The 12,934-nt window shown below is 55.6% G+C and carries 10 protein-coding genes; 1 reads left to right on the forward strand and 9 read right to left on the reverse strand.

Translation table 11 applies throughout. The features are described 5' to 3' along the window. Window positions 1-22: 22 nt before the first annotated feature. Entirely contained in the window at window positions 23-1,939 is a 1,917-nt protein-coding gene (mngA, locus tag ACOTY9_RS10080) for a PTS 2-O-a-mannosyl-D-glycerate transporter subunit IIABC (protein ID WP_063434279.1), read from the reverse strand. Between the two features lie 171 nt (window positions 1,940-2,110). Here mngA and ACOTY9_RS10085 point away from each other — a divergent pair, with 171 nt between their 5' ends. Then, window positions 2,111-2,827 (forward strand): GntR family transcriptional regulator, encoded by a 717-nt coding sequence (locus ACOTY9_RS10085; RefSeq protein ID WP_014883040.1) that lies wholly within the window; start codon window positions 2,111-2,113, stop codon window positions 2,825-2,827. Window positions 2,828-2,910: 83 nt separating this feature from the next. Here ACOTY9_RS10085 and sucD read toward each other — a convergent pair whose 3' ends face one another. The 8 genes from sucD to sdhC form a co-directional block, all read right to left on the reverse strand. Further along, window positions 2,911-3,780, reverse strand: a complete 870-nt coding sequence (sucD, locus tag ACOTY9_RS10090) for a succinate--CoA ligase subunit alpha (protein WP_008501094.1) — start codon at window positions 3,778-3,780, stop codon at window positions 2,911-2,913. Continuing rightward, complete coding sequence (sucC, locus tag ACOTY9_RS10095; protein ID WP_006809579.1) at window positions 3,780-4,946, reverse strand: ADP-forming succinate--CoA ligase subunit beta; 1,167 nt, start codon at window positions 4,944-4,946, stop codon at window positions 3,780-3,782. The genes sucD and sucC overlap by 1 nt, the downstream gene beginning before the upstream one ends. A gap of 83 nt (window positions 4,947-5,029) precedes the next feature. Next, a complete protein-coding gene (gene odhB / locus ACOTY9_RS10100; protein ID WP_014883039.1) occupies window positions 5,030-6,253 on the reverse strand; it encodes a 2-oxoglutarate dehydrogenase complex dihydrolipoyllysine-residue succinyltransferase in 1,224 nt (407 codons plus the stop codon). A 14-nt stretch (window positions 6,254-6,267) separates the two neighbouring features. After that, on the reverse strand, window positions 6,268-9,075 hold the full coding sequence (sucA, locus tag ACOTY9_RS10105) for a 2-oxoglutarate dehydrogenase E1 component (RefSeq protein WP_045281595.1): 2,808 nt from the start codon (window positions 9,073-9,075) through the stop codon (window positions 6,268-6,270). 238 nt (window positions 9,076-9,313) lie between these two features. Beyond that, the gene (gene sdhB / locus ACOTY9_RS10110) at window positions 9,314-10,030 is read right to left on the reverse strand and encodes a succinate dehydrogenase iron-sulfur subunit SdhB (protein WP_014883037.1); all 717 of its coding nucleotides are present in this window, start codon (window positions 10,028-10,030) and stop codon (window positions 9,314-9,316) included. A 15-nt stretch (window positions 10,031-10,045) separates the two neighbouring features. Continuing rightward, window positions 10,046-11,812 carry a succinate dehydrogenase flavoprotein subunit gene (gene sdhA, locus ACOTY9_RS10115; RefSeq protein ID WP_014883036.1) on the reverse strand — a complete coding sequence of 589 codons (1,767 nt, stop codon included), beginning with the start codon at window positions 11,810-11,812 and terminating at the stop codon, window positions 10,046-10,048. Further along, window positions 11,812-12,159, reverse strand: a complete 348-nt coding sequence (gene sdhD, locus ACOTY9_RS10120; protein ID WP_008501088.1) for a succinate dehydrogenase membrane anchor subunit — start codon at window positions 12,157-12,159, stop codon at window positions 11,812-11,814. Before sdhD ends, sdhA begins: the two co-directional genes overlap by 1 nt. Further along, entirely contained in the window at window positions 12,153-12,557 is a 405-nt protein-coding gene (gene sdhC / locus ACOTY9_RS10125; protein WP_020684965.1) for a succinate dehydrogenase cytochrome b556 subunit, read from the reverse strand. The genes sdhD and sdhC overlap by 7 nt, the downstream gene beginning before the upstream one ends. Window positions 12,558-12,934 lie beyond the last annotated feature (377 nt).

Consider the following 12,934-nt stretch of genomic DNA (forward strand, 5'->3'; position numbering starts at 1 on the left):
TTCGTTTCCTGTGTGTGAGTTTTTACCGTATGGCGTCTTCAGTGACGTATTTGCCCTTTTTTACCGCCTGGCGTCGCCAGAGCAGCAGAATAAACGTGGAGATAGCGGCCCCCAGCAGCGCCGCGCCAAACCAGCCCGCCGCGGCAACCACACCGGTCAGCCCTGCGTCGTGAAGTAAAAAGAGAGAGAAAATACCCGCCCCCGGGGTAGACAGCCCGATCCCCATCGCCCCAACAATCGCGCCGGTTACCATGGAGCCGAGCACAAAGGAGCCAATGACGCGAAGGGGATCTTCTATCGCCATCGGAATCGCCCCTTCGGTAATGCCCGCGAGTCCGAGCAGCCACGTTGATTTACCGGTTTCAATTTCAAACGGTTTAAACAGTCCCGGAGCCAGCATCGTTGACGCCGTCACGGTAAAGGCCGAGACCATTTTGACGGAGGCAAAAATGGCATAGGGACCGTATACGCCGTTCGCCATCGCGCCCAGGCAAAACGCGTAAGAGGCTTTGTTGACCGGCCCGCCCAAATCAAATGAACACATAAAGCCGAGGATCGCCCCCAGGAGCAGCGCATTCGCACCGGACAGACCATTAAGCCAGACGGTGAGCGTGTTATTAAGCCAGGCCACCGGTTCGCCGATCACAAACAGCATCAGGCTACCCGCCCCCAGCACGCCAATGACCGGATAGAGATAAAAGGTTAAAAAGCCGTTATAGCGGCTACTCAGGCGGATGTGATTTTTCACCCAGCGCATCAGGTAACCCGCGATCAGGCCGCCCACGATAGCCCCCAGAAAACCGGAGCCGATCATATTGGCAGCAAGACCAGCAGCAAATCCCGGTGTCAGCGCGGGTTTATCCGCCAGCGAGTAAGCGGTATACGCGGCCAGAACGGGAACCATCAAAATTCCGAGCATGCCGCCGCCAAGCTTGCGGTACATCCACAGCCACGAGTTTTCCTGGTCGAACAAGTGCTGCAAGCCCATGATTTGCGCCAGCAGTACCGACACGGCCAGCACCGTACCGCCAGCGACGATCAGCGGCACCGCAAAGGAGATCCCGCTGAGGAGCGCCTGTTTGAGCTCACTTTTTACGCCCTTTTTCGTTTCGGTATCGACGTACTCATGACCCGCTTCGGATGAAGGCCGTAGCGCCAGCGCGCGCTCAATTAGCGCTTCAGCATGGCGCAGGGGCTCCGCAACGGGGACGGAAACCGCGGGGATCCCCTGAAAACGCTCACGCTCTTTGATCGCCACGTCTGCGGCAAAAATGCATGCTTTCGCCTCCTTCAACTGCTGCGCAGTGATGCGCCCCTCAATGCCGTTCGCCCCCTGCTTTTCGACCACCACGTTGACGCCCAGCCTGCGTCCCGCTTTTTCCAGGTATTCCGCAGCCATATAGGTATGCGCAATTCCAGCCGGACAGGCGCTAACGCAAACGATCGTCGGGGCATTCACCGCAACGGCGGCCTCTTGCGCTTCAGGGGTCGCTTCCAGTGCAGCAAGCACATCTTCCGCCGTGGTGGCTGCCATCACGCGCGCCCGGAGATCGTCATCCGCCAGGCGAGACGTCAGTTCCGTCAGTACCTGAATATGTGTCGACCCCGCTTCGGCAGGAGGAATGGCGAGAAGAAAAATCAGCTCAACCTCTTCCGGTCCGTCCACGCCTTCCCACTCTAGCGGTTCGCGCAGCGTTGCCACGGCGAAGGCCGCTTCTTTCACGACGGCTGATTTACCGTGTGGCACCGCCAGCCCTTCGCCCAGGGCGGTGGGGCCAAGCGATTCCCGATGGAAAACTTCTTTAATAAAAGCATCGGCATCAGCGATTTTGCCCAGCGCCACCAGACGTGTCGCAAGCTGACGGATTGCCTCATCCCGGCAGGAAAACCGCGCCTGAACGCAAACTGCACGCGGATCGGTCAGGGTCGTCAGGTTCATAGTGATCCTCACATTTAGATCGTTATTGTCTGGGATGGATTCTGGCAGACCTTATAATACATGTATGTGATCACTTTCACTAATAAGCTAATTTGTATTTTATTTGTATTATTTACAAATCATCAGTTGAATGCATAATTCCCTGAAAAGGTATTAAGCAGGCGCAATCAAATGGGTAATAAACCGATGTACCGGCAGATAGCCGATGCGTTTCGCGAGAAAATTAACGCCGGGGAGTTAAAACCCGGTGACGCGCTCCCGACGGAGTCCAGCCTTCAGGAGACGTTCAGCGTTAGCCGTGTCACCGTCCGGCAGGCCCTGAAACTGCTGGCTGATGAGCAGATTATCGAAAGCATTCAGGGCAGCGGCTCTTATGTAAAAGAGGAACGCGTAAATTACGATATCTACCAGCTCACCGGTTTTTACGAAAAGCTGGCGGACCGAAACGTCGATACGCACAGTGATGTTAAAATTTTTGAAGTGGTGAAAGCCGATGAGCGGCTTGCGGCAACGCTGGCCATCAATCCGGAGGATAAAGTCTGGCACGTGAAGCGCGTACGCTTCATCAAGCAGAAGCCGGTTAACCTGGAAGAGACATGGATGCCGCTGGCAATGTTCCCCGACCTCACCTGGGACGTGATGGAAAATTCGAAATACCACTACGTCGAGCAGATCAAAAAGATGGTTATCGATCGCAGCGAGCAGGAGCTGGTGCCTATCATGCCATCAGAGGAGGCGATCGCCGCGCTGGCGCTCGATCCGGCCAAACCGATCCTGGAAAAAGCCTCCCGCGGTTTCCTGAAGGACGGACGGGTATTTGAATACAGTCGCAACGTCTTCAATACCGACGATTACAAGTTCACGCTCGTTGCCAAACGCAGGCAATAAAAAAGGCCGCTTTTCAGCGGCCAACCATGTCGAAACGGACATTTTTTTACTTCAACGCTCCCCTGTCGGGGAGCAGAGAGGACTTACTTAATGATGGATTTCAGTGCTTCGCCGATATCCGCCAGGCTGCGAACGGTTTTCACGCCTGCGGCTTCGAGCGCTGCGAATTTCTCGTCAGCCGTACCTTTACCACCGGCGATGATCGCCCCTGCGTGACCCATACGCTTGCCTTTCGGCGCGGTCACACCCGCGATGTAACCGACAACTGGCTTGGTCACGTGTTCTTTGATGTAAGCAGCCGCTTCTTCTTCCGCGCTACCACCGATCTCACCAATCATCACGATCGCTTCGGTCTGTGGATCTTCCTGGAACAGTTTCAGGATGTCGATGAAGTTAGAGCCCGGGATCGGGTCACCGCCGATGCCCACACAGGTGGACTGGCCGAAGCCGTAATCGGTGGTCTGCTTAACGGCTTCATAGGTCAGGGTACCGGAACGGGACACGATGCCCACTTTGCCCGGCTTGTGGATGTGACCCGGCATGATGCCGATTTTGCATTCGCCTGGCGTGATAACACCCGGGCAGTTCGGGCCGATCATGCGCACGCCAGCTTCATCCAGCTTCACTTTCACGGTCAGCATATCCAGCGTCGGGATACCTTCAGTGATGGTGATGATCAGTTTGATGCCCGCGTCGATCGCTTCCAGAATGGAGTCTTTGCAGAACGGTGCCGGAACGTAGATAACGGTCGCGGTTGCGCCCGTCGCTTCTACGGCTTCACGCACGGTGTTGAACACCGGCAGGCCCAGGTGCGTGGTGCCACCTTTACCTGGCGTGACGCCGCCAACCATCTGCGTGCCGTAGGCAATCGCCTGTTCGGAGTGGAAAGTCCCCTGGCTACCGGTGAAGCCCTGGCAGATAACCTTGGTATCTTTATTAATTAAAACTGACATTATTTCCCCTCCACTGCGGCAACAACCTGCTGAGCTGCATCCGTCAGACTTTTCGCTGCAATAATATTCAGGCCGCTGTCAGCCAGTTTTTTCGCGCCGAGTTCAGCGTTGTTACCTTCCAGACGTACAACCACCGGAACGTTAACACCCACTTCTTCTACCGCACCAATGATACCGTCGGCGATCAGGTCGCAACGAACGATGCCGCCGAAGATGTTAACCAGAACCGCTTTAACATTGTCGTCAGAGAGGATGATTTTGAACGCTTCGGTCACGCGCTCTTTGGTTGCGCCACCGCCCACGTCGAGGAAGTTCGCTGGCTCACCACCGTGCAGCTTAACGATGTCCATGGTGCCCATTGCCAGGCCCGCACCGTTGACCATACAGCCGATGTTGCCGTCCAGCGCCACGTAGTTCAGCTCCCACTGTGCAGCCTGTGCTTCACGCGGGTCTTCCTGAGACTGGTCGCGCATTTCGCGCAGATCCGGCTGGCGGAACAGCGCGTTGCCGTCAGCGCCCAGTTTGCCGTCGAGGCAGATCAGATCGCCCTGGGTGGTGATCACCAGCGGGTTAATCTCGATCAGCGCCAGGTCGCGCTCCAGGAAGATAGTCGCCAGACCCATGAAGATCTTGGTGAACTGCTGAACCAGCTTGCCTTCCAGACCCAGTTTGAACGCCAGCTCGCGACCCTGGTAAGGCATTGGGCCTGCCAGCGGATCGATCGCCACTTTGTGGATCAGATGTGGGGTTTCTTCCGCCACTTTTTCGATTTCCACGCCGCCTTCGGTAGACGCCATGAACACCACGCGACGGGAGCTACGGTCAACAACCGCGCCCAGGTACAGCTCTTTAGCGATATCGGTCGCTGCTTCAACCAGGATCTGGTTAACCGGCTGGCCGTTCGCATCTGTCTGGTAGGTCACCAGACGTTTGCCGAGCCAATGTTCAGCAAACGCACGAATCTCTTCTTTGCTCTTAACAACCTTCACACCGCCCGCTTTACCACGGCCACCAGCGTGAACCTGACATTTAACTACCCACGGGCCGGAACCGATTTTAGATGCGGCTTCTTCTGCTTCACGCGGGGTAGTACAGGCATAACCCACCGGAGCCGGTAAGCCATACCGGGCAAACAGCTGTTTGGCCTGATATTCATGTAAGTTCATGTGTTCTATCCATCCTTCAGGTAATCGTTAGGTAGTGCTTTTAGTGGCCCGGCAGCCATACGCCGCCGGGCAAGACTGCAAAACTAGACGTCCAGCAGCAGACGCGTTGGATCTTCCAGCAGCTCTTTAATGGCAACCAGGAAGCCCACGGACTCGCGGCCGTCGATCAGGCGGTGATCGTAAGAGAGCGCCAGGTACATCATTGGCAGGATCTCAACTTTACCGTCTACCGCCATCGGACGATCTTTAATGGCATGCATACCCAGGATCGCGCTCTGCGGCGGGTTAATTATCGGGGTAGACATCAGCGAGCCGAATACGCCGCCGTTGGTAATGGTGAAGTTACCGCCGGTCAGGTCGTCTACGGTCAGCTTGCCGTCGCGGCCTTTAACAGCCAGCTCTTTGATATTTTTCTCGATGTCAGCCATACCTAGGGTATCCACATCACGCAGAACCGGGGTGACCAGACCACGTGGAGTAGAAACCGCCATGCTGACGTCGAAATAGTTGTGGTAAACCACGTCATCGCCATCGATGGACGCGTTCACTTCCGGGTAGCGTTTCAGCGCTTCAACGACAGCCTTCACGTAGAAGGACATAAAGCCCAGACGGATACCGTGACGTTTTTCAAACGCGTCACCGTACTGCTTACGCAGGTCCATGATTGGCTTCATGTTCACTTCGTTGAAAGTGGTCAGCATCGCGGTGGAGTTTTTCGCTTCCAGCAGACGCTCGGCCACGCGCTTACGCAGGCGCGTCATTGGGACGCGTTTTTCGCTGCGGGCACCCAGAGCAGGCTGAGCTGCTGCTGGCGCTGCCGCAGGGGCTTTCGCTTCTGCCTGAGCAGGTGCTTTCGCCAGGTGCTTGTCGATGTCTTCACGCGTCAGACGGCCACCCACACCGGTGCCTTTGATGGCAGCCGGGTCAAGGCTATGTTCAGCCAGCAGGCGACGGATCGCCGGGCTGAGGGCGTCGTTAGACTGTTCTTCCAGAGAAGCCTGCTGGCGCTGAGCCGGCGTAGAGGCTTTCTCTTCAGACTTGGCGCTGGACTCTTTACCCGCGCTGTTGCCTTCACGCAGGCGACCCAGGATCTGACGAGAGGTGACGGTCGTACCTTCATCTTCCAGCACCGCGTCCAGTACGCCATCCGCCGAAGCCGGTACTTCCAGTACCACTTTGTCAGTTTCGATTTCTACCAGCACTTCATCGCGCTTAACGGCATCGCCTGGTTTTTTGTGCCAGGTAGCGACGGTCGCATCTGCTACAGATTCAGGCAGGTCGGGAACAAGAATATCTACGCTACTCATTATGTATCCTTTAATTAATCGACGTTCAGCGCGTCATTGACCAGATCTTGTTGCTGCTTCTGGTGAACGGACATATACCCTACCGCCGGAGAGGCGGAGGCCGGGCGACCTGCGTAACGCAGAGCGGACCCAAATGGAATCACTTCACGGAAATGATGCTGGCTGCAGTACCATGCGCCCTGGTTAAGCGGCTCTTCCTGGCACCAGACAAAATCATGAACGTGAGCGTAAGGTTTCAGCACTTCCTGCATCGCCTGATGCGGGAACGGATAAAGCTGTTCGATACGCACGATGGCGACATCTTTCTGATCGTTCTTACGGCGCTGTTCCAGCAGGTCGTAATAAACCTTACCAGAACACATCACCACACGCTTCACGGCCTGCGGATCCAGCTCGTCAATCTCACCGATGGCTGGCAGGAAGGTGCCGTTTGCCAGCTCATCCAGGCTGGATACCGCCAGCGGATGGCGCAGCAGGGATTTCGGAGACATGACCACCAGCGGACGGCGCATACCGCGCAGTGCCTGACGACGCAGCATGTGGTAGACCTGAGCCGGAGTGGACGGCACGCAAACCTGCATGTTCTGCTCAGCGCAAAGTTGCAGATAGCGTTCCAGACGCGCGGAGGAGTGCTCCGGACCCTGGCCTTCATAACCGTGCGGCAGCAGCATGACCAGACCACACATGCGGCCCCACTTCTGCTCGCCGGAGGAGATGAACTGGTCGATAACGACCTGCGCACCGTTGGCGAAGTCACCAAACTGCGCTTCCCAGATGGTCAGGGTGCGTGGTTCAGCGGTGGCGTAGCCGTATTCGAAGGCCAGTACCGCTTCTTCAGACAGTACGGAGTCCCAGACTTTGAACTGACCCTGACCGTTGTGGACGTGCTGCAGTGGGGTATAGGTTGAACCGTTAGACTGATTGTGAACCACCGCGTGACGGTGGAAGAAGGTGCCACGGCCCGCATCTTCGCCGGACAGACGCACGGGAATGCCTTCGTCAACCAGCGTTGCATAAGCCAGCGTTTCCGCGCCACCCCAGTCAAACAGCTTCTCACCTGCAGCCATGGACTGACGGTCAGAATAGATTTTCGCCACGCGAGACTGCATCTCGATAGCGTCTGGTACGGTGCTGATGCGTTTAGCCAGCTCCTGCAGACGCTTCATCTCAACCTTGTTCGGGTAGCTCTCATCCCACTCGTGGTTGAGGTACGGCGACCAGGTAAAGGAGTGCATGTTCATCGGACGCAGCTCTTTCACTACGCATTCACCCGCATCCAGCGCATCGCGGTAGAGGTTGACCAGTTCGGTCGCATCTTCCAGCGTCGCCACTTTTTCGCTTTCCAGCTTGTCAGCATAGATTTTGCGTGGCGTCGGGTGTTTTTTGATTTTCTGATACATCAGCGGCTGGGTTGCACTTGGCTCATCCGCTTCGTTGTGGCCGTGACGGCGGTAGCAGAAGAGGTCAATGAACACATCGCGTTTGAAGGTATTACGGAAGTCCAGCGCCAGACGGGTAACGAAAGCGACAGCTTCCGGATCGTCCGCGTTCACGTGGAAGATCGGCGCCTGAACCATTTTACCGATGTCGGTGCAATATGGTGTAGAGCGGGCATCCAGCGGGTTAGAGGTGGTGAAGCCCACCTGGTTGTTGATCACGATGCGAACGGTACCGCCCACTTCATAACCACGCGCTTTCGACATGTTCAGGGTTTCCTGAACCACGCCCTGCCCGGTTACCGCCGCATCACCGTGAATGGTGATTGGCAGCACTTTGTTGCTGCTTGGCTCGTCCAGACGATCCAGACGCGCACGCACGGAACCGATAACCACCGGGCTGACGATCTCCAGGTGTGACGGGTTAAACGCCAGCGCCAGGTGAACCAGACCGCCTTCGGTTTCGATATCAGACGAGAAGCCCATGTGGTACTTCACGTCGCCGGTGCCGAGGTGCTCTTTATGTTTGCCCGCGAATTCGTCGAACAGGTCCTGCGGTTTTTTACCCAGCACGTTGACCAGGACGTTCAGACGACCACGGTGCGCCATGCCCAGTACCACTTCACGGGTACCGCTCTTGCCTGCATGACGAATCAGCTCTTTCAGCATCGGCACCAGCGCGTCGCCGCCTTCCAGCGAGAAGCGTTTTGCGCCCGGGAATTTCGCGCCCAGATAGCGCTCAAGGCCCTCTGCTGCAGTCAGTTCGCCAAGGAAACGTTTTTTCTCGTCTGCTGAGAAATTCGCATGGCCCGCTACGGATTCGATACGCTGCTGGATCCAGCGTTTCTCTTCGGTAGAGGTAATGTGCATGTATTCCGCGCCGATGGAGCCGCAGTAGGTTTGCTTGAGCGCATCAATGAGTTCGCCCAGCTTCATCGTGTCTTTGCCGATGGCAAAAGAACCTACGTTAAAGCTTTCCTGGAAATCGGCCTCGGTCAGATCGTGATACGCCGGATCGAGATCGGCCACACGTTCTTGCTGCCACAGTCCCAGCGGATCGAGATTCGCATGCTGGTGACCACGGAAGCGATAAGCGTTGATAAGCTGCAGGACTTTAACCTGCTTCGCATTGGTGTCAGGGTCGGAAATCGCAGAAGAGTAACGTGAGGCATCCTTCGCCAGACGACGGAAATAATCACGTGTTTTGGAATGGAATTGATCCGGTTTGACCCCTGTGCCAGGCAACTGCTGGAACATGGAACGCCAGTTTGCGTCCACTGAGTCAGGATCGGTTAAGAAGTCTTCATAGAGCTGTTCAATCCAGCTCTGGTTCGCACCAGAAAGGAAAGAAGAGTCCAGCCAGGCTTTCATTGCGCCGTTCTGCATCGTGATCCCTTAAGCATTTTTATGCTTACTTTCGCCGTAGAAACTACCACGCACACCACGTGTACGTGCCGGGGTTCACCTGCGAGCTCTTTTCATTTGGCCCGCGAAGGAACCTTTAGAAACTGTCTAAACTTCAGGGCAGTTTTTAAAGGTTTCTGCAATTTTCCCGGTGGCGCTACGCTTACCGGGCCTACTGTTACGTAGGCCGGATAAGCGCAGCGCCATCCGGCGTTTTTACTTACGCACTGCGCTGCAGCAGCATCGACTTAATATGGCCGATGGCGCGCGTCGGGTTCAGTCCCTTCGGACATACACTGACGCAGTTCATGATGCTATGGCAGCGGAATACGCTGAAAGCGTCACTCAGTCCTTCCAGACGACTCTCGGTTTCGGTGTCGCGGCTATCGATCAGGAAGCGATAGGCAGCCAGCAGACCGGCCGGGCCGATAAACTTGTCCGGGTTCCACCAGAACGACGGACAGGACGTTGAACAACATGCGCAGAGAATACACTCGTACAACCCATCGAGTTTTTCACGCTGCTCAGGAGACTGTAAGTGCTCGCGAGCGGGTGGATTTTGCCCATTATTCAATAAGTAAGGCTTAATCTTCTCATATTGTGCATAGAATTGCCCCATGTCTACCACCAAATCACGCACGACCGGCAGGCCTGGCAGAGGACGGATAACAATTTTCTGACCAGGACGCTGCAACGCGGAAATGGGCGTGATGCAGGCCAGGCCATTTTTGCCGTTCATGTTCACGCCATCAGAGCCGCAGACCCCTTCACGGCAGGAGCGACGGAACGACAGTGTCGGATCTTTTTCTTTCAGCTGGATTAACGCATCCAGCAGCATCATGTCGCGACCTTCTTCCGCTTCCAGGGTGTAGTCCTGCATACGCGGAGCATCATCAACATCCGGGTTATAACGATAAACTGAGAATTCGAGTTTCATTATCCTGTCTCCGCATTAGTAAGTACGAATCTTCGGCGGGAACGCCGGACGCAGTTTCGGTTCCATGTTGACGCTACGACGCGTCATGGATTCCGACTCTGGCAGATACAGGGAATGGCACAGCCAGTTTTCGTCATCACGATCCGGGAAGTCGAAGCGGCTATGCGCGCCACGGCTCTCGGTACGGAAGTTTGCCGACATCGCGGTCGCGAACGCAGTTTCCATCAGGTTATCCAGCTCCAGGCATTCAACGCGCTGGGTGTTGAACTCGCTGGAGGTGTCATCCAGACGGGCATTTTTCAGACGCTCGCGGATCGCTTTCAGCTGCTCAAGACCTTTGGCCATTGCGTCACCTTCGCGGAATACCGAGAAGTTATGCTGCATGCATTCCTGCAGTGCTTTACGGATTTCCACCGGATCTTCGCCGTTACGGTTGCCGTTCCAGCGGTTGAGGCGCTCAAGAGAGGCATCAATTTCGTCGTCGGTCGCGTCACGCAGCGCGCCCTGCTCGGCAATGGATTCCTGCAGATGCAGACCGACTGCACGGCCGAATACCACCAGGTCCAGCAGCGAGTTGCCGCCGAGACGGTTTGCGCCGTGAACGGATACGCAGGCAATTTCACCTACGGCGAACAGGCCAGGAATAACCACATCTTCGCCTTGCTCGTTCACGGTCAACGCCTGACCGGTCACTTTGGTCGGAATACCGCCCATCATGTAGTGGCAGGTTGGGATAACAGGAATTGGCTCTTTCACCGGGTCGACGTGTGCGAAGGTACGAGACAGCTCCAGAATGCCCGGCAGACGGGATTCCAGCACCTCTTTACCCAGATGGTCGAGTTTCAGCTTCGCGTGTGGACCCCATGGGCCATCACAGCCGCGGCCTTCACGGATTTCGATCATGATGGAACGCGCCACCACATCACGACCCGCCAGGTCTTTCGCATTCGGGGCATAACGCTCCATGAAGCGTTCGCCGTGTTTGTTCAGCAGGTAGCCGCCTTCACCACGGCAGCCTTCTGTTACCAGAACGCCGGCACCGGCGATACCGGTTGGGTGGAACTGCCACATTTCCATATCCTGAACCGGCACGCCTGCGCGGATTGCCATGCCGACACCGTCACCGGTGTTGATGTGGGCGTTGGTGGTGGACTGGTAAATACGGCCTGCACCGCCGGTGGCCAGCACGGTTGCGCGGGCTTTGAAGTAAACGACTTCACCGGTTTCGATACACAGCGCGGTACAACCGACCACTGCGCCATCGGCATTTTTCACCAGATCCAGCGCATACCACTCGGAGAAGATGGTGGTGTGGTTTTTCAGGTTCTGCTGATACAGGGTGTGCAGCAGTGCGTGGCCGGTACGGTCAGCCGCCGCTGCGGTACGTGCCGCCTGCTCGCCGCCGAAGTTTTTCGACTGGCCGCCAAACGGACGCTGATAGATGGTGCCGTTTTCCAGACGGGAGAACGGCAGCCCCATGTGGTCCAGCTCCAGAATCGCTTCCGGGCCGGTCTTACACATATATTCGATGGCATCCTGGTCGCCGATGTAGTCGGAACCTTTTACCGTGTCGTACATGTGCCATTCCCAGTTATCTTCATGGGAGTTACCCAGCGCAACGGTAATACCGCCCTGCGCGGATACTGTGTGGGAACGGGTCGGGAACACTTTAGAGAGCAGCGCACAGGTCTGGCCGCTCTGGGAAATTTGCAGTGCGGCACGCATACCTGCGCCACCGGCACCAATCACAACAGCATCAAATTCTCTGACTGGCAGTTTCATTACACACCCCACACCACAACGAATCCATAAATAACGTAAACCACCAGTGCAACGACAATGGCCAGCTGCAGAGGAAGGCGAATCGCCAGCGGTTTAACGTAATCGGTCAACACCTGCCACATACCAATCCACGCATGAATAAGGATGGAGAACAGCGCCAGCAGGGTGAACACTTTGGTGAAGGCGGATCCGAAGAACCCACTCCAGATTTCCCACGTCAGCGTACCGCTGGTCGCGAAGAAACCAATCATATAGATGATGTAAAGGGTGAGAACGATAGCGGTAGCACGGACAAGAATGAAGTCATGTACGCCGTTGCGTCCTAATGCGGAGGCGTTGCTTACCATACGAGAACTCCTGCGAGAAGTGAAAGCACGACAGTAATCACAAATGAAATGTTAGCGGAGCGTTTCCCGGCTTCGAACGTCTCTTCCAGGTAGCCAAAGTCCATCAGCATATGACGAACACCCACGACGACGTGGTACGCCAGCGCGGTCAGAATGCCCCACATGATGAATTTCACGAAGAAGCTGTTCATGATGGCAGAGGCCTGGAGGAATCCTTCAGGGGAGGAGAGGCTGGTACCCAGTAACCACAGCAGAATGCCGACCGCCACAAACGTAATTACACCTGAAACACGGTGCAGAATGGACGCTATTGCTGTTACGGGGAACCGGATCGTTTTCAGATCCAGATTGACAGGTCTTTGTTTTTTCACATTTCTTATCATGAATAACGCCCACATGCTGTTCTTATTGTTTCCTTCCTCCGGACTGCGATGCGGGTCAAGCAGCGTTCCTTTTCTATAACTGCGCGTCATGCAAAACAATGCTTCCAGATGCTTCAACGACACATTACAACGCTGGGTGGCTCGGGATTGCAGGGTGTTCCGGAGACCTGGCGGCAGTATAGGCCGTTCACAAAATCATTACAATTAACCTACATACAGTTTGTCGGGTTTTCTCTGGAACAGTGATCAGGGTCACGATAACAACATCTTTTTAATTTTTAATCATCTGATTTGACAAATGTTAAACAATATTGTTACAAACGTCATCAGAAAAGGCATATAATGCGCAAAAGTTATGAGGTCTCTCTTTCACCTGACAAATAGTTATGTAA

The organism is Enterobacter cloacae complex sp. SHL012 (genome assembly GCF_049237505.1).
Lineage (GTDB): Bacteria > Pseudomonadota > Gammaproteobacteria > Enterobacterales > Enterobacteriaceae > Enterobacter > Enterobacter kobei.

Excerpts from the sequence above, each read along its gene's own strand:
- sucA (WP_045281595.1), bottom strand. The coding sequence starts at position 9,075 with ATGCAGAACGGCGCAATGAAAGCCTGGCTGGACTCTTCTTTCCTTTCT.
- sdhA (WP_014883036.1), bottom strand. The coding sequence starts at position 11,812 with ATGAAACTGCCAGTCAGAGAATTTGATGCTGTTGTGATTGGTGCCGGT.
- sdhD (WP_008501088.1), bottom strand. The coding sequence starts at position 12,159 with ATGGTAAGCAACGCCTCCGCATTAGGACGCAACGGCGTACATGACTTC.
- sucC (WP_006809579.1), bottom strand. The coding sequence starts at position 4,946 with ATGAACTTACATGAATATCAGGCCAAACAGCTGTTTGCCCGGTATGGC.
- sdhB (WP_014883037.1), bottom strand. The coding sequence starts at position 10,030 with ATGAAACTCGAATTCTCAGTTTATCGTTATAACCCGGATGTTGATGAT.
- sdhC (WP_020684965.1), bottom strand. The coding sequence starts at position 12,557 with ATGTGGGCGTTATTCATGATAAGAAATGTGAAAAAACAAAGACCTGTC.
- ACOTY9_RS10085 (WP_014883040.1), top strand. The coding sequence starts at position 2,111 with ATGGGTAATAAACCGATGTACCGGCAGATAGCCGATGCGTTTCGCGAG.
- odhB (WP_014883039.1), bottom strand. The coding sequence starts at position 6,253 with ATGAGTAGCGTAGATATTCTTGTTCCCGACCTGCCTGAATCTGTAGCA.
- mngA (WP_063434279.1), bottom strand. The coding sequence starts at position 1,939 with ATGAACCTGACGACCCTGACCGATCCGCGTGCAGTTTGCGTTCAGGCG.
- sucD (WP_008501094.1), bottom strand. The coding sequence starts at position 3,780 with ATGTCAGTTTTAATTAATAAAGATACCAAGGTTATCTGCCAGGGCTTC.